Annotated in this window: 17 protein-coding genes; 8 read left to right on the forward strand and 9 right to left on the reverse strand. The window is 74.1% G+C overall.

The genetic code is table 11. The features are described 5' to 3' along the window. Positions 1 to 153: 153 nt before the first annotated feature. The 5 genes from ACFWEK_RS09195 to ACFWEK_RS09215 form a co-directional block, all read right to left on the reverse strand. Complete coding sequence (locus ACFWEK_RS09195) at positions 154 to 738, reverse strand: hypothetical protein (protein ID WP_430553842.1); 585 nt, start codon at positions 736 to 738, stop codon at positions 154 to 156. Continuing rightward, a complete protein-coding gene (locus ACFWEK_RS09200; protein ID WP_430553843.1) occupies positions 735 to 1,094 on the reverse strand; it encodes a hypothetical protein in 360 nt (119 codons plus the stop codon). Before ACFWEK_RS09200 ends, ACFWEK_RS09195 begins: the two co-directional genes overlap by 4 nt. Further along, positions 1,087 to 1,269, reverse strand: a complete 183-nt coding sequence (locus ACFWEK_RS09205; RefSeq protein WP_430548192.1) for a DUF2273 domain-containing protein — start codon at positions 1,267 to 1,269, stop codon at positions 1,087 to 1,089. Before ACFWEK_RS09205 ends, ACFWEK_RS09200 begins: the two co-directional genes overlap by 8 nt. Further along, positions 1,266 to 1,592, reverse strand: a complete 327-nt coding sequence (locus ACFWEK_RS09210) for a hypothetical protein (RefSeq protein ID WP_430553844.1) — start codon at positions 1,590 to 1,592, stop codon at positions 1,266 to 1,268. Before ACFWEK_RS09210 ends, ACFWEK_RS09205 begins: the two co-directional genes overlap by 4 nt. Positions 1,593 to 1,669: 77 nt before the next feature. After that, positions 1,670 to 2,185, reverse strand: a complete 516-nt coding sequence (locus tag ACFWEK_RS09215; RefSeq protein ID WP_430553845.1) for an Asp23/Gls24 family envelope stress response protein — start codon at positions 2,183 to 2,185, stop codon at positions 1,670 to 1,672. A 165-nt stretch (positions 2,186 to 2,350) separates the two neighbouring features. On the opposite strand from ACFWEK_RS09215, the gene ACFWEK_RS09220 reads away from it, so the two are divergent. Together ACFWEK_RS09220 and ACFWEK_RS09225 are read left to right on the forward strand one after the other, a co-directional pair. Next, positions 2,351 to 2,896: an RNA polymerase sigma factor gene (locus ACFWEK_RS09220; protein WP_430553846.1), complete on the forward strand. Its 546-nt coding sequence runs from the start codon at positions 2,351 to 2,353 to the stop codon at positions 2,894 to 2,896. Beyond that, the gene (locus tag ACFWEK_RS09225; RefSeq protein WP_430553847.1) at positions 2,887 to 3,414 is read left to right on the forward strand and encodes a hypothetical protein; all 528 of its coding nucleotides are present in this window, start codon (positions 2,887 to 2,889) and stop codon (positions 3,412 to 3,414) included. Before ACFWEK_RS09220 ends, ACFWEK_RS09225 begins: the two co-directional genes overlap by 10 nt. Here ACFWEK_RS09225 and ACFWEK_RS09230 read toward each other — a convergent pair. Together ACFWEK_RS09230 and ACFWEK_RS09235 are read right to left on the reverse strand one after the other, a co-directional pair. Continuing rightward, the gene (locus ACFWEK_RS09230; protein WP_430548197.1) at positions 3,387 to 3,800 is read right to left on the reverse strand and encodes a YchJ family protein; all 414 of its coding nucleotides are present in this window, start codon (positions 3,798 to 3,800) and stop codon (positions 3,387 to 3,389) included. The genes ACFWEK_RS09225 and ACFWEK_RS09230 overlap by 28 nt on opposite strands. Before the next feature lie 4 nt (positions 3,801 to 3,804). Continuing rightward, positions 3,805 to 5,016, reverse strand: coding sequence for an MFS transporter (locus ACFWEK_RS09235; protein ID WP_430548198.1), 1,212 nt, complete (start codon positions 5,014 to 5,016; stop codon positions 3,805 to 3,807). Positions 5,017 to 5,138: 122 nt separating this feature from the next. Here ACFWEK_RS09235 and ACFWEK_RS09240 point away from each other — a divergent pair, with 122 nt between their 5' ends. Further along, a complete protein-coding gene (locus ACFWEK_RS09240; RefSeq protein WP_430553848.1) occupies positions 5,139 to 6,104 on the forward strand; it encodes a hypothetical protein in 966 nt (321 codons plus the stop codon). Between the two features lie 183 nt (positions 6,105 to 6,287). Next, on the forward strand, positions 6,288 to 7,601 hold the full coding sequence (locus tag ACFWEK_RS09245) for a serine hydrolase domain-containing protein (RefSeq protein WP_430553849.1): 1,314 nt from the start codon (positions 6,288 to 6,290) through the stop codon (positions 7,599 to 7,601). A 19-nt stretch (positions 7,602 to 7,620) separates the two neighbouring features. Here ACFWEK_RS09245 and ACFWEK_RS09250 read toward each other — a convergent pair whose 3' ends face one another. Together ACFWEK_RS09250 and ACFWEK_RS09255 are read right to left on the reverse strand one after the other, a co-directional pair. Continuing rightward, positions 7,621 to 9,210: an arabinogalactan endo-beta-1,4-galactanase gene (locus tag ACFWEK_RS09250; protein WP_430553850.1), complete on the reverse strand. Its 1,590-nt coding sequence runs from the start codon at positions 9,208 to 9,210 to the stop codon at positions 7,621 to 7,623. 96 nt (positions 9,211 to 9,306) lie between these two features. After that, positions 9,307 to 11,397, reverse strand: coding sequence for a beta-galactosidase (locus tag ACFWEK_RS09255; RefSeq protein ID WP_430553851.1), 2,091 nt, complete (start codon positions 11,395 to 11,397; stop codon positions 9,307 to 9,309). A gap of 212 nt (positions 11,398 to 11,609) precedes the next feature. Between ACFWEK_RS09255 and ACFWEK_RS09260 the strand changes: the two genes are divergently transcribed. The 4 genes from ACFWEK_RS09260 to ACFWEK_RS09275 all read left to right on the forward strand — a co-directional run. After that, a complete protein-coding gene (locus tag ACFWEK_RS09260; protein ID WP_430553852.1) occupies positions 11,610 to 12,932 on the forward strand; it encodes an ABC transporter substrate-binding protein in 1,323 nt (440 codons plus the stop codon). A 105-nt stretch (positions 12,933 to 13,037) separates the two neighbouring features. After that, positions 13,038 to 13,988 carry a carbohydrate ABC transporter permease gene (locus tag ACFWEK_RS09265; protein WP_430553853.1) on the forward strand — a complete coding sequence of 317 codons (951 nt, stop codon included), beginning with the start codon at positions 13,038 to 13,040 and terminating at the stop codon, positions 13,986 to 13,988. A gap of 2 nt (positions 13,989 to 13,990) precedes the next feature. Then, positions 13,991 to 14,920 (forward strand): carbohydrate ABC transporter permease, encoded by a 930-nt coding sequence (locus ACFWEK_RS09270; protein ID WP_430553854.1) that lies wholly within the window; start codon positions 13,991 to 13,993, stop codon positions 14,918 to 14,920. Between the two features lie 53 nt (positions 14,921 to 14,973). After that, positions 14,974 to 15,178: LacI family DNA-binding transcriptional regulator (locus ACFWEK_RS09275; protein WP_430553855.1), on the forward strand; the 205-nt coding region annotated here is incomplete at its 3' end.

Consider the following 15,178-nt stretch of genomic DNA (forward strand, 5'->3'; position numbering starts at 1 on the left):
GCACGGCGACCTCCTCACCCGGACCGGGCATCCCCGCACCGGCCGGCACCCAGCCGGACGCGAGCGCCACCAGGCCCACGCCGGCGACCAGGAGCACCAGCCCGAGCAGCGTCAGCAGCGCTCGGTCCGCGCCCACCACGTGCCGTCGCCCTCTCATGCCGCACCTCCCGTGCTCGTGGCCCGCACCCGGACCTGCGGGGTGGGTTCCACCGCCGCGAGGCGCGCTTTCACGGCTTCCGCCACCTCGCCGGGCACGTTCGGGTCGCCGGTGGCGGTGACGCGGACCACCACCGCGCGCCGCGACGCCGTCGACGCGGCGGCGAGCACGCCGTCCACGTCCTGCGCCGCGGCCGACGACAACCGCGCCACGTCCTGCGCGTGGAGCTCGACGGCGGGGGCGTCGCGGAGCCGTGCGGGCCGGGGGCTGTCACGCCAGGCCGCGACGAGCACCATGATCCCGACCACGGCAGCGACGGCCCCGGCGACGATCGCCGCCGCGCCGAGCGTCGACCCCTCGATCGCGCCGACCGCCTGGCGCACCCACCCGTCCGCGGGGGTGAGCCCTGCGAGCGACTGCGCGGCGAGCGCCTCCTGCGCTGCCACCACACCGCAGGCGATCAGCAAGACCGCCACCACGACGCCCGCGGCGCGCGCCGACGTCCCCGAGCGGTGTCCCGGCGCGGCGGGCACCGGCGCACCCGTGCCGCGTGCCCCGCCCGTCCCGGTCGTCGTCGTCATCGCACCCTCCTGCCCTCGTCAGCGGGCGGTCGGACGTCGGCGACCGTCACCACGAGGTCGTCCACGTGCACGCCCACCAGCCGCTCCAGCTCGTCCCGCAGCGCGTCGCGCACCCGGGCCGCGACGTCCCCGGCCGGCTCCGGCCAAGTGGACGCGACGTGGGCGCGGACCCGGGCGCGCGTGCCCGCGAGCTCGACGTCCACGTGGGGCAGGTCCGTGCCCGCCAGGCCTCCGCGGACCGGCGTGGAGGCGCCCGCCGCGGCCTGCTGGGCCACCTTGACCACGACGCGGTCGGCGACCGTGACCCGGCCGGCGACCTCGGTCCGGGTGCCGGCGGCGGTGTCGGGATCAGCCACGGCGGCGACCCCCCAGCAGCGCGCCGAGGTCCACCCGCCCGTCGAGGTGGGCGCCGACCGTCAGTCCCACGACGCCGAGCACGATCGCGAGCAGAAAGCCCAGGAACCCGCCGGTGGTCACGGCGACGGCGAGCAGGAGGCCCGCCAGCAGGCCGACCGCGGTGAGGTTGTTCATGACTCGTCCTTCCTCGTCCCGTCCTCCGGGACCTCCGCGCCACCGGGCTGCCCGGTGGCCTCGACGTCGTCCACGTGCACGACCACGGGTGTCGTGGGTCCCGAGGCCGGCGCGTCGAACCGGGCCTCGTCCGGGACGACGAGCAGGACGGACCGGACGGCCTCGTGCACCGCCCCTGCCACGCCGGGCAGGTCCTGCACGCCGGCCGCGGTGACGACGATGTGCACGTGCACGCCGTCGTCGCTGAACCGCACCCCGGGAACCCGGCCGCCCGGCAGGTAGGTGGCGATCTCACCGAACAAGCCGCTGCTGAGCGTGGCCACGCCCGGGACCGCCAGAGCTGCGTCGCGGACCAGCCCTGCGGCCGACCCGGACGTCGCGTCGTCCGACGCCTGCAAGTTCATTGCACCCGGGACGGCTGAGCGTCCGACGCGTCGTCGTCGTCCCCGGGCAGCCACACGTCGTTGACCCCGACGTTGACCTCGATGACCCTCAGTGCCGTCATCCGTTCGATCGAGGAGATGACGTTGCGGCGGACGGCCTCGGCGACGTCCGCGATCGCGACGCCGTACTCGGCCACGATCTCGACGTCGACGGCGGCCTCCGACGCGCCGACCTCCACGTTCACGCCCTGCGCGTAGTTGGTGGAGCCGCCGGGGATCCGCTCCCGGATGGCACCGAACGCGCGGGCCGCCCCGCCGCCCACATCGTGCACGCCGGTGACGTCGCGGGCGGCGATGCCGGCGATCTTGCTGACGACGTTGTCGGCGATGGTCGTGGTGCCGTACTCCGTGCTCAGCGGGGTCCGCCCGCCCCTGTCGGAGGCGCGCGGGCGCGGGTTCGCGTCGTCGACACCGCCCGTGCGGGGCTGCGACGGGCTCGGCTGCTGGCTCGTCTGTGACGTGCTCTCGGCCATTTCTGCCTCCGTGCTAGGTGCCGGTGCGTTCGTCGCGCACCCTCGACAGTTTCTTCCGACACTGGATGAGTGCCCGCTGCCCACCGTTCGTCACGCCTCGAGGAGTGTGATGTACATCACACTCGGGCGGAGGTCGCGCCCTCACCGGCGGACGACGCGCGGGCCGTGGACGACTCCGAGCTCGTCCGCCGGGCACGGCTCGGGGACAAGGAGGCGTTCGGCGAGCTCGCCGCACGTCACGGCACCGCGATGTACCGGTACGCCCGGCGGATGCTGCGCGACGACGGCATGGCGGAGGACTGCATGCAGGACGCCCTGGCGAGCGCTCTGACGTCGATGGGGAGGTTTCGCGGTGAGTCGACCGTGCGCACCTGGCTCTTCGGCATCCTCACGCACACCGTGCGCCGGCGGATGCGGGACATGACGCGGCACCCGGAGCAGGAGCTGCCCCGGGAGGTGGCCGTCGGCGGGGCGGCCGACCGTGCGAACGACCCCGCCGCCGCCGCGCAGGCGCACGACCTGCTGGAGGCGCTGGAGATCGCGCTGGCCGACCTGCCGGACCTGCAGCGGGCCTGCTGGATCCTGGCGGAGGTGGAGAGAATGCCCTACGCGGACGTCGCGCGCGTCCAGGCCACCACGGTCGGGGCCGTGCGGGGGGCCGTGCACCGCGCACGCATGAACCTCGGGAGGAGGCTGGAGCCATGGCGGTGACCCCGGACGGGGACCAGGATCACGTGCTCACCCGCGCCGCCGCGGGCCTGCGCGAGCTGACCGACGAGGGGTGGGTGCGGGCCCGCGAGTCGGTGCTGGCTCGCGTGCTGCGCGTGGTGCGACCGTCCGCCCATGTGGCCGGCCGGCACGCCGGTGGACGGTTCGCCCTCGCGACGCCGCTGCTGGTGGCCCGGGTGCGGGCTGCGCTCGACGACCCCGAGGGCGAGATCCGCGTCGTCGACGTCCGGTGCGTCGTGGGCCCTCCGGCGCAGGACGCCGTCGCCGGCGAGCTGGAGGCCGTCATGATCGTGCTGAGCGTGCGGTTCGGCGGCCGCATCGCCGACATCGCGGAGCTGGCGCGAGGTGTGGCCGCGGACGCCGTGTCCTCCGCGCTCGGTGCCGACTTCGACGCCCGCCTCGTCACCGTGGACCTGCACGTCGCCGACGTGCACCCCGAGGCGACCGACGGTCTGCCCGAGACGGGGTCGCGTCAGGCCGACAGGTCGCCGTCCACGTAGAACCAGCGCCCGTCCTCACGGACGAACCGGCTCACCTCGTGCAGTCGGCCACGGTCACCCGAGGCCGCCTGCACGTACTGCGCGACGAACTCCACCTCGCCGCCGTCGTCGAACGGGCCGCCCGCGTGGGTGGCGAGCACGACGAGGCGCCGCCACCGCTGGTCGTCGTCGAGCTCCAGCGACCGCGGCCGCGTGCGCGGGTGCCATGTGGCGCGCAGGTAGGCGGGGTCGCCGACGGCGAACGCGGTGTAGCGCGAGCGCATCAGCGCCTCCGCGGTGGGAGCGAGCCGGTCGCCGGCCAGCAGCGGGCCGCAGCACGCGCCGTAGGTGTCGCCGGAGCCGCAGGGGCAGCGGTCGTCGTCGGACGGGAGGGTCACGCACGCCATCCTGTCAGCGCGCGCCCGGCAGGGCCGGGCTGAAGCGCTCCTCGGCGAGGGCGACGAGCAGCGCCAGGAGCACGACGACGGCGCTCGCGAGCGGCACGACGTGCACGCCGACGGCGGCGACGAGGGCCGCGCCCAGGCCCGATCCGGCCGCGATACCCACGTTGAACATGGACGACGAGATCGCCACCCCCATGTTGGTCGACCCGGGCGCCACGAGCATCACGCGGTGGGACAGTGCGGGCGGCACGCACGAGAACGAGAACCCGAACAGCGCCAGCGACGCCACCGCCGCGACGGGGTGCGCGCCGAACGCCCACAGGCTCACGAGTGCGACGGTGAGCACGGCGAGCGCGACGAGCAGCACCGCCACCGGGCGGGCGTCGATGAACCGGCCCACCACGATCGTGCCCACCACCCCGGCCGCGCCCTGCAGCAGCAGCAGCCGGGCCATGTCCGACTGCTCGAACCCGGTGACCTCGATGAAGTACTGCGTGACGAACGTGATGACGCCGAAGGCGCCCGTCAGCACGAGGCCGGTCGTGACCATCTGGAAGAGGAAACGGCGTCGGCTCGGGTGCGGCGCGCGGCTGGCGCCGCCCTCGGACGGCGCCATCGTCGGGAAGAGCGCCAGGACCACGAACGTCACCACGAGCGAGAGCACCGCGACGGCCGCGAACGTCCACCGCCACGACGTGTGCTCGCCGAGCCACGTGCCCGCCGGCACGCCGAGCACCGGGGCGAGCGAGTTGCCGAGCGCGAGGCGCGTCATCACCCTGCCGCGGACCACGGGCCGGAACAGCCCGGTCGTCGCGGGCACCACGGCGGCCCAGAACAGCGCCTGCGCCGTCGCCGTCACCAGGCGGGCGGCCAGCAGCTGCTCGTAGCTCGGCGCGAGCGCGGCCCACAGCGTCGCGACGGCGGCCACGCCCGCGCACGCGGACAGCACCCACCGGCGCGGCACGCGTCGCGCCCAGTGCGCCAGCGGCACCGTGGTGATCAGCACCACCAACGCGTACCCGGTGACGAGCAGGCCGATCTCGGACGTGGACCGACCCAGGTCGGGCGCCATGAGGGTGAGCAGGCCGGACGGCAGCGACTCGACGGTGACGAACAGGAACGTCGACAGCGCCATCGCGACCAGGATGATCGTGGCGCGACGCTCGTCGACGGGTGGCGTGATGGCGGACGCCGGCGCGGGAGGAAGGTTCTCGGTCATGGGGGATCGAAACGATCCTAGGACGAGTTGTCAGAGGCCAGGCCGTGCTCCAGCCCCGCCTCTCTCTGACAGCTCCCGTCGGTGGGGTTGCGGTGGCGTGCGGCGTTCCGGATTCTCGGAGGGTGCCCACGCTGGCGGAGCTGCTGACCGACGTCGCCGGGGAGCTCTACGCCCTCGAGCCGGCGGAGTTCGTCCCCGCGCGCGACGCCCGCGCCGCCGCCCTGCGCGACGACGGCGAGGTCGAGGCGGCCGACCGGGTGAAGCGGTTGCGCAAGCCGTCGACGGCGGCCTGGGTGGTCAACCTCCTCGCGCGCGCCGAGGCCGACCAGGTGGAGCAGGTGGTCGAGCTCGGCGCCGCGTTCCGCGAGGCGCAGGACGACCTCGACGGCAAGCGCCTGCGCGAGCTCACGCGGCAGCGGCGGCAGCTCGTCGCCGCGGTCGCGGCGCGGGCACGCTCCCTCGCCGTCGAGGCCGGCACGACCGTGTCCGGCGCCGTCCTGGCACAGGTGGAGGCCACGCTCACCGCCGCGATGATCGACGCCGACGCCGGCCGCGCCGTCCGCAGCGGGCTGCTGGTCGGGCCGCTGCAGGCCACCGGCATCGGGCGGGCCGACGTCGCGTCCGCCGTCGCCGTCCCCGACGCGCTCGGCATCGCGCCCGTCGACGACGACGGCGCGCCGTCGCGGCACCTGCACGCCGTGCCCGACCTGCCGCGCGCGGCGCGCGGCGGCCGCGGTCGGGCCGCCTCGCGGAAGGACGACCACGCGGCGGCCGAGAAGGAGGCCGCGCGGGTGGCGGCCCGGCAAGAGGCGGAGCAGGCGCTCGCCGACGCGGAGGACGACGTCGCCGCCGCGCGCGACGCCGGCAGCACCGCCGCCGCGGAGGTCGGCCGCATCGAGGGGATCGCGCGCCGCACCGACGCCGAGCGCGACGCCGTCCGCCGCCGCCTCGACGAGCTGGAGGAGGAGGCCGCGACCGTCGACGCCGAGCTGCGCGGCGCCGTCGTCGCCCGGCAGCGCGCCGAGCGCACCCTCACGGACGCCACCCGTCGCCGCGACGAGGCCGCCGCCCGCCTCCGCGAGCTCTGACCGCCACGGACCTGTCAGGGCCACGCTCAGGTTCTGGTGCACCTGGTCCTGACAACTCTCGTGACCGCCGGGTCCGGCGGACGGTGGAGGTCGACGACGGCGGATCTCCGTCGCCCGACGGATCCGCCCGGACGGTCGCCCTGCGAGGGTGGGGGTACCGACACCCAGGACGAAGGAGACCCCATGCGTCGTCGCATGCGCACGCCCCTGACCGTCACGACCGCCGCCGCGCTCGCGCTGGGCCTCGGCGCGCTGCCCGCCGGCGCGGACGAGCGGCCGCAGCCTTCCGCACCGCCGTCGGCCGCGCTCGACGAGGACCGGTCGTCCGTCGCGCAGGCGGTGGCCGACGCCGTCGCGGAGGCGGAGCGGCGGGCGAGCGCCCGCACGTTCAGCGCGCCGAGCGAGACGTCGGGCGGGGACGACGCCGTGACGGACGCGCTCGACCAGGCGCTCGCGGACACGGCGGCGGGCGTCCCGATCGGGGTGGTCGGGCGCGTCGACGCCCCGGGCCTGCACTGGAGCGGCGCCGACGGCGCGCGTCGGCTGGACGGGCACGGCCCGGCGCGGTCGCAGGACCGGTTCCGCGTCGCGAGCAACACCAAGATGATGGTCTCGACGCTCGTGCTGCAGGAGGTCGAGAAGGGCACGTGGACGCTCGACACCCCGGTGGTCGACGTCGTGCCCGAGGCGGCCGCCGTCGTCCCCGACGCCTACGAGGACGACGTCACGCTCGAGCTGCTGCTCACGCACCGCGCGGGCCTGCCCGACCACCTGTCGGCGCTCGCCGCGAGCCGGATGACCGACCCGGAGGACTACGACGAGTTCTTCGACGTCCTCGGCGAGGAGTACACGGCGGCGGACCACCTCGCCGCGATGGACGACCAGGCGTGGCTGTTCGAGCCCGGCACCGACGCCTCGTACTCCAACGCCGGCTACGTGCTGCTGGGCCTCGCGCTGGAGCACGCCACCGGGCAGAGTGTCGAGCGGCTGCTGGAGAAGCGCGTGTTCAAGCCTGCCGGGATGCGGCACTCCGCGTACCCCGACGACCCGGGCTACCGCGGCCCGTTCCTCCGTGAGGCCGCATACACCGGTGACCTCGGTGCCGGGTGGTACGGGCTCGACGGCTTCGACCCCAGCCTCTTCGGCTCGGCGGGCGCCGTCACCGGCACCACGGAGGACCTGCAGCGGTTCACCGAGGCGCTGGTGACGGGCGACCTGCTCGAGCCGGAGACCGTGACGGACGTCCTCACGCCGCGCACCGTCGGCAGCCAGACGCTGCCCGACTACGGCCTCGGCGTGTACCGCCTGCCCGACCCGTGCGAGGAGGGCGCGTGGCTGTACGGGCACGACGGCGCGTCGTTCGGCACGCTCAGCATCACGCTGACGTCTCCGGACGCCGAGAGGCAGGTGACCGTGGCCCTCACCGGCCGCGACCTGACGTCGCTGGAGTCGGACCTCAACACTGCCCTGGTGCCCGCGCTGCTCGCCACCTGCTGACCCGGCCGTCCCCCGTCGGTCAGTCGGCGGCGAGCTCGGCCGCGACGGGCGCGAGCAGGCGCCCGTCGTGGTCGAACATCGCCTGGTTCTCCCACGCGTTGCCGGAGGCCGGGTCCTCCGGGTCCCAGCCGTTGCCGTCGACGGACGTCCAGGCCGGCTCCCAGTAGACGGCGCCGAGCCCACGACCGCCGGGGGCGGCGGCGACCGTGTCCTGCACGGCGCGGAACGCCGCCGCCTGGCCCTCCGGCGTGGCGGGGTAGCCGTCGACGAGCTGGCCCTCGGACGCGATGACGTTCTCCCAGGCCGGGTCGTCGTCCTCGAGCGTGAACGGGTACGCCGTCTCGACCACCATGACGTCGCGGTCGTAGCGGGCGGACAGGGTGCTGACGGCCCCCTGCAGGTCGGCGAGCGACCCGTGCCAGTAGCCGTAGTAGCTCAGCCCGACGACGTCGAACGGCACGTCGCGCGCGGTGACCTCGTCGAACCACCAGGTGAGCGAGTCGATGCCGTTGTTGATGTTCGTCAGGTGCAGGATCGTCCGCGTCGACGGCGAGACGGCCTTCACCGCGTCGTGCCCGGCGGTGAGGAACCCGGCGAGGGCGTCCCACTGCGCGTCGGCGACGCCGTCGTCGGGGTCGACGTCCCACGTCTGCCCGTACGGCCACAGCATGCCGGGGTTGATCTCGTTGCCCACCTGCGCGTACGCGACGTCGACGCCCGCGTCGACGAGGGCGGTCATCACCTCGCGGGTGTGCGCGGCGAGCCGGTCGGTGATCGTGGTGACGCTCGACCCCGCCCACGCGGCCGGCACGCCCTGCGCCCCCGGGTCGGTCCACCGGTCGGAGTAGTGGAAGTCGACCATGACGTCCATGCCGGCGGCCTGGATCCGTCGCGCCGTCTCGACCACGTGCGTCACCTCGTTGTAGCCGTCGGCCGGGTCGACCCACACCTTGAGGCGGCCGAGGTTCATGCCGTGGTCGGCGAGGATCTCCACCGCGTCGCCGGGCGTGCCGTCGACGTCGGCGTACGTGGCGCCGTGGTCCTCGTTCTTCGCCAGGCCGGAGAGGTCGCCGCCGCGCACCTCGCGCGTCACCCGGCCGCGCTCGACGGCGACGTCGTCGACGCTCGCCCACGCCCCGCCCGCGTCGTCCGACGTCGTGACCGCGAGCGTGCAGTCGCCGCCGCGGCTCTTCGCGGAGACGGCGACGCGCACCCACGCGTCGTCCTGCAGCGTCTGCGGCAGCGTGGCGGTACCCGACGTGCCGTCCGTGCAGGTCAGGGACAACGTCGAGGTGCCCAGCCCGCCGGACTTCACCCACGCGCTCCCCGTCCACCAGCCCGTGCCGAGGCGGCCGAGGCGCTGGGACGTCGTGACCTCGTACGGGGTGTCCGACCAGTGCGTCAGCCGGTCGCCGGTGCGGCCCCCGGCCTCCGCCGCCGCGGCGGAGGTGTCGCCGGCGACGGTCCACCCGTCCAGGCCGGAGAAGCCGGCGTTCGCGGGCTCGACGGCGGACCGGCCGCCGGGCGCGGCCCCCGCGGGCGAGGCGAGGGCGGCCGCCACGGCGGCGGCGAGCAGGCTCGTGGTGATCGTGCGGGTGCGGTGCGACATCATCGTCCTTCCGATCGGTGAGCAAGAAACCGCCTTCGAACAAGCGATCCCTCGCGGCAACCGGATGGATGGCGCGACGGATCGCTTGTTGGAAGGTCAGCGGGGGTGGGCGGTGCGCAGCACGCGCGCCCCGCCGGCGGGGACGACGACGAAGCCTGCGACGTCCTCCCCGGTGAGCAGGTCGGTGGAGCCCGGCGCGACGTCGGGCAGCTTGGCGTCGGCGTCGGCGTGGTTGAGCGCGACGGTGAACACGGCGTCCTCCCCGTGCCTGCGCACGACCTCGAGCTCCGCGGGCAGACCCGCGGGCGCGAGGCCGGCGTCGTCGTACACCCGGGCCATGAGGGGTGCCAGCGCGTCGACGTCGAGCCGGGTGGAGACGTACCAGCCGGTGCCCGCGCCGAGGGCGTTCCGGGTGACCGCCGCGGCGCCGGGCCGCGGGCCGCCGTCGTACGTGGCGACGACCTGCGCCCCGTCGAGCGCCAGGTCGTCGGCCCACACGTCGCCGGTCAGCGCGCCGTCCGCCAGGCCGGCGACGCCGAGCGTCTCGCCCTCCCGCAGCGGCAGGAACTCCTCGACCGTGAGGCCGAGCGCCCGCCGCAGCGGCGCGCCGTAACCGCCCTCGTGCACGCGGTCGTGCTCGTCCACGACGGCGCTGAAGTAGCTGACGAGCAGCGTGCCGCCGCCCTCGACGTACCGCGTGAGGTTGTCGGCCGCGGCCGCCGTGAGCAGGTACGACGCCGGCGCGACGACGAGGCGGTAGCCGGACAGGTCCTGCTCGGGGTGGGCCATGTCGACGGTGAGCCCGTCGCGCCACAGCCGGTCGTAGAAGGCCTCGGTGCGCTCGCGGTGCGACGCGTCGACGCTCGGCCGCCACTCGAGGTCCTGCGCCCAGTGCGACTCGTAGTCCCACAGCAGCGCGACGTCGGCGCGCACGCGAGACCCGCGCACCTCGGCGAGGCCGCCGAGCTCGGCGCCGAGGGCGCACACCTCGCGGAAGACCCGGCTGCCCGTCCCGGCGTGGGGGAGCATCGCCGAGTGGAACTTCTCGGCTCCGCTGCGCGAGGCCCGCCACTGGAAGAACAGGATCCCGTCGGCGCCGCGGCCGAGGTGCGACAGGGCGTTGCGGCGCTCCTCGCCCGGACGCTTGGCCACGTTGCGCGGCTGCCAGTTCACGGCCGAGCTGGAGTGCTCCAGCAGGAGCCACGGCTTGCCGCCCGCGACGGAGCGCGTGAGGTCGGCGGCCATCGCCAGGCCGACGTGGCCGCGCGGGTCGGCCGCGGTGAGGTAGTGGTCGTCGGAGACGACGTCGACTTCGCGGCCCCACGCCCACAGGTCGGTGGACGGGCACGCCGTCGCCATGAAGTTCGTGGTGATCGGGACGTCGGAGTGCGCGCGGATCGCGTCGCGCTCGGCCACGAAGCACTCGCGCAGCATCGCGTCGGTGAACCGCGCGTAGTCGAGGCGCATGGCCGGGTTGGCCACGGTCGGGGTGGCCGACGGCGCGACGACGTGCTCCCACTCGCCGTACACCTGGCCCCAGAAGCGGGTGCCCCACGCCGCGTTGAGAGCCTCGAGCGTGCCGTACCGGGCGCGCAGCCACAGGCGCCAGGCGCGCTGCGCGTGGTCGGAGTAGTCGTCGGAGACGGGGGCCCCGTACTCGTTGTGCACGTGCCACAGCACGACCGCGGGGTGGGAGCCGTAGCGCTCCGCCAGCGCGCCGGCGATCCGCGTGGCGGCGCGGCGGTAGGCGGGGGACGACGGCGCGGCGGCGCCCCGGGAGCCGAACTCCAGCACGGTGCCCTCGCGTGTCACGACCCGCGAGTCCGGGTAGGTGCGGAAGAACCACGCCGGCGGTGACGCGGTGGGCGTGCCGAGGTCGACGCGGATGCCGCCGGAGTGCAGCAGGTCGAGCAGGCGGTCGAGCCAGCCGAAGTCGTACTCGCCCTCGCGCGGCTCGAGCAGCGCCCAGCTCCAGATCCCGACGCTCACGAGGTTGACGCCGGCCTCCTGCATGAGCGCGACGTCCTGCGCCCACACCTCCTCCGGCCACTGCTCGGGGTTGTAGTCGCCGCCGTAGGAGATCTCGCCGATGCCGGGCAGCCAGCCGTCGAAGTCCGGGCCGGGGCGGAAGGGCGTGGTCCGGGCGGGGGTGCCACCAGGCGGGTCGAGGGGCGTGGCGTCGGGCATGGAAGAGGCTCCTCGCGTCGGTGCTGTGCTCGGCGTGCTGTGCTCGGTCACAGTCATCGTGACCGGCGACGACTAGGTAACACCACGAAACCTGAAGTTGACAATCCCAGGAGGCGTGTCGCTACTGTGACCGTGCACAGCCACACTGTCGTGAGTCGCCCAGCGCTCCCAGCCTGACGCGGCGGTGCGATGGTCCTTGACGAGGAGGAGTCATGCGCCTGACCACAGGCACCCGGATCGCGGCCCTCGCCGCCGCCACCGCGCTGCTCGCGTCCGCCTGCTCCGGCGGCGACGACGCCGGCTCGGACGACGGCGGGTCGGCCGCGGGCCCCGTCGAGCTCACCTTCTGGACGTGGACGCCCCACATGGAGAAGGTCGTCGACCTCTGGAACTCCGAGCACCCCGACATCACGGTCACGGTGAACAAGCAGGACGGCGGCGACCCTGCCGTCACCAAGCTGCTCACCGCGATCAAGGCGGGCTCGGGCGCGCCGGACATCATGCAGGCCGAGTACCAGAAGATCCCGCAGCTCGTCTCCTCGGACGCGCTGGCTGACCTCTCGGGCTCGCTGGGCGACGACGTCGCCGGGCACTTCGCCGACGGCGTGTGGGACGCCGTCACCCTCGGGTCGGACGCCGTCTACGCGGTGCCGCAGGACTCCGGGCCGATGCAGTTCTACTACCGGGCCGACATCTTCGAGAAGCTCGGCATCGACGTGCCCACCACGTGGGACGAGTACGCGGACGCGGCGCGGAAGGTGCACGAGGCCGACCCGAAGTCCTACCTCGGCACGTTCTCCGCCAACGACGCCGGCTGGTACGCCGGCATCACGCAGCAGGCCGGCGCGTCCTGGTACGGGATCGACGGCGACGCGTGGTCGGTGGACATCGACTCCGACGCCACGACGAAGGTCGCCGAGTACTGGGGCGGGCTCGTGGAGGAGGGCGTCATCGACAACAGGCCGATGTACACGCCCGAGTGGAACGCCGGCCTCAACGACGGCACCCAGGTGGGCTGGTTGTCGGCGATCTGGGCGCCCGGCGTCCTGTCGGGCAACGCCGCCGACACCGCCGGGAAGTGGGAGATGGCGCCGATGCCGCAGTGGGACGCCGACGCGCCCGCCACCGGCGCGTGGGGCGGCTCGGCCACCGCGGTGACCTCGCAGTCGGAGCACCCGGAGCAGGCCGCCGAGTTCGTCACGTGGCTCAACACCGACCCGGAGGCCGTGCAGGCGCTCGTGGACGAGACCGGCATCTACCCGGCCGACGTCCCCGCGAGCACGGAGGCGCTGAGCGACCCGCCGGAGTTCTTCTCCAACCAGCCCGACTTCTACGAGGTCGCGGCGCAGACGGCGCAGACCGTGCAGCCCTTCACCTACGGCCCGAACATCAACGTCGCCTACTCGGCGTACAACGACGAGTTCGCCGAGGCCACCAAGGCCAAGACGGCCAGCGCGTTCGTCGACGCCGTCGGCGCGATGCAGCAGATCACGCTCGACGACCTGAAGAGCCAGGGCTTCAACGTCAGCGAGTGACGACGCGGGCCGCCCGGGCCGGGAGATCCCCCCGGGCGGCCCGACCCGCGTCGACCACGGTCGCCGTCGAGCACGATCCGCGCAGAACCGAGAGGGAAGCCTGAGATGACCACGACCACCGTCGCGCCGCCGGCCCGCGCGACCGGGCCCAGCACGTCCGGCCGGCGCCGCCTCGCCCCGTGGGGCTTCCTCGCGCCCGCGATCGTGCTGTTCGTCCTCTTCCTGGCGCTGCCGATCGCGTACGCGGTCTACCTGTCCTTCCGCACGGAGAAGGTGAGCGGGCTGGGCCTCGGCTCGGGCTCGCGCACCGAGGTGTGGGCCGGGCTGTCCAACTACGCGGCCGCGCTGGGGGACCCGGAGTTCCTCGCGTCCGTGGGGCGCGTGGCGCTGTACGGCCTGATCGTCGTGCCGACGATGCTCGGACTGGCGCTGCTCTTCGCGCTGCTCCTCGACTCGCGGCGCGCGCGGGCGCGGGCGTTCTCGCGCACGGCGATCTTCCTGCCCTACGCGGTGCCGGCCGTGATCTCGTCGCTGCTGTGGGGCTTCCTCTACCTGCCCGGCGTCAGCCCGTTCTACGACCTGTTCGAGCGGTTCGGGTGGGACGTGCCGTCGCTGTTCGAGGGCGACCTCGTGATGTTCGCCGTCGCGAACATCGCCGTGTGGGGCGGTACGGGGTTCAACATGATCGTCATCTACACGGCGCTCAAGGCGGTGCCGTCGGAGCTGTACGAGGCGGCCGAGCTGGACGGTGCCTCGCAGGTGGCGGTGGCCCTGCGGATCAAGATTCCGATCGTCACGCCGTCGATCATCATGACCGCCGTCTTCTCGATGATCGCGACGCTCCAGGTGTTCGCCGAGCCCACCACGCTGCGCCCGCTGAGCAACGCCATCTCGACCACCTGGACACCGCTGATGAAGGTGTACCGCGACGCGTTCACGCGCGGCGACCTGTACTCGGCCGCCGCGACCTCGGTGATCATCGCCGCGGCGACGTTCGTGCTCTCGTTCGGCTTCCTGCGCCTCGTGCAGGGCCGCGCCTTCGGCCAGGAGAAGTGACCATGACGACGCTGACCAGCCCGCTGCCCGCCGACGCCCCGGCGGCGCGCTCCGACGTCCGCCGCCCGGCCGCGAAGGGCCGCCGGATCTGGCGCGGCGCCGGCGAACGGCCGTCCGCCGTGGCGACCGCCGTCCTCCTGCTGGGGGCCCTGTACTGCCTCCTGCCCGTGGTGTGGGTGGTGGTGGCCTCGACGAAGTCCGGGTCGGAGCTGTTCTCCAGCTTCACGTTCGCGCCGTCCACCCACCTGGCCGACAACGTGGCCGACCTGGCGGCCTACCGCGACGGGCTGTTCTGGCGGTGGATGCTCAACACCGCCCTGTACGCCGGCGTCGGCGCGGCGGCCTCCACGCTCGTGTCGGCGATGGCCGGGTACGGCCTGGCGAAGTACACGTTCGCTGGCAAGAACGTGGCGTTCAACGTGCTGCTCGCGGGCGTGCTCGTGCCCGCCATCGTCCTCGCGATCCCGCAGTACCTGCTGCTGGCCGAGCTCGACCTCACCAACACGTACTGGTCGGTGCTGCTGCCCAGCATCATCAGCCCGTACGGCATCTACCTGGCGCGCATCTACGCGGCCGCGGCCGTGCCGGACGAGGTGGTCGAGGCCGCCCGGACCGACGGCGCGAGCGAGACCCGCACGTTCTTCCAGGTGGCCGTGCCGATGCTGGTGCCGGGCCTGGTGACGGTGTTCCTCTTCCAGTTCGTCGCGATCTGGAACAACTTCATGCTGCCGTACATCATGCTCGGCGACGACAAGCTGTTCCCGATCACGGTGGGCCTGTCCGGCCTGCTGAACCAGGGCGCCAGCCAGCCCGCGATGTACACGCTGGTCATCACCGGCGCGCTGCTGTCGATCGTGCCGCTTGTCGCGCTGTTCTTCGCGCTCCAGCGGTTCTGGCAGGTGGACCTCGCCGCGGGCGCGGTGAAGTCGTGACGCGTCCTCGTGCCGGTCAGGTCGGGGCCGCCCGTGTCCCTAGACTCGCGGGCGTGGAAGGAACGGGCGGGCACGGGGCCGACGACGGCCGGGCGAAGCGCCCCACGATCCGCGACGTCGCGGCGGTCGCGGGGGTGTCGCGGGGCACCGTCTCGCGGGTCATCAACGGCGGGCACTGGGTGTCGCCGGACGCGCGGACCGCGGTCGAGGAGGCCATCCGCACCACGGGGTACCGCGCGAACCCGCACGCCCGTTCCC

The organism is Isoptericola sp. NPDC060257, from assembly GCF_042726645.1.
Lineage (GTDB): Bacteria > Actinomycetota > Actinomycetes > Actinomycetales > Cellulomonadaceae > Isoptericola > Isoptericola nanjingensis.

Coding starts and splice junctions, on each gene's coding strand:
- ACFWEK_RS09195 (WP_430553842.1), bottom strand. CDS start 738: ATGACGACGACGACCGGGACGGGCGGGGCACGCGGCACGGGTGCGCCG.
- ACFWEK_RS09205 (WP_430548192.1), bottom strand. CDS start 1,269: ATGAACAACCTCACCGCGGTCGGCCTGCTGGCGGGCCTCCTGCTCGCC.
- ACFWEK_RS09230 (WP_430548197.1), bottom strand. CDS start 3,800: ATGGCGTGCGTGACCCTCCCGTCCGACGACGACCGCTGCCCCTGCGGC.
- ACFWEK_RS09270 (WP_430553854.1), top strand. CDS start 13,991: ATGACGACGCTGACCAGCCCGCTGCCCGCCGACGCCCCGGCGGCGCGC.
- ACFWEK_RS09255 (WP_430553851.1), bottom strand. CDS start 11,397: ATGCCCGACGCCACGCCCCTCGACCCGCCTGGTGGCACCCCCGCCCGG.
- ACFWEK_RS09235 (WP_430548198.1), bottom strand. CDS start 5,016: ATGACCGAGAACCTTCCTCCCGCGCCGGCGTCCGCCATCACGCCACCC.
- ACFWEK_RS09215 (WP_430553845.1), bottom strand. CDS start 2,185: ATGGCCGAGAGCACGTCACAGACGAGCCAGCAGCCGAGCCCGTCGCAG.
- ACFWEK_RS09225 (WP_430553847.1), top strand. CDS start 2,887: ATGGCGGTGACCCCGGACGGGGACCAGGATCACGTGCTCACCCGCGCC.
- ACFWEK_RS09260 (WP_430553852.1), top strand. CDS start 11,610: ATGCGCCTGACCACAGGCACCCGGATCGCGGCCCTCGCCGCCGCCACC.
- ACFWEK_RS09250 (WP_430553850.1), bottom strand. CDS start 9,210: ATGTCGCACCGCACCCGCACGATCACCACGAGCCTGCTCGCCGCCGCC.
- ACFWEK_RS09265 (WP_430553853.1), top strand. CDS start 13,038: ATGACCACGACCACCGTCGCGCCGCCGGCCCGCGCGACCGGGCCCAGC.
- ACFWEK_RS09245 (WP_430553849.1), top strand. CDS start 6,288: ATGCGTCGTCGCATGCGCACGCCCCTGACCGTCACGACCGCCGCCGCG.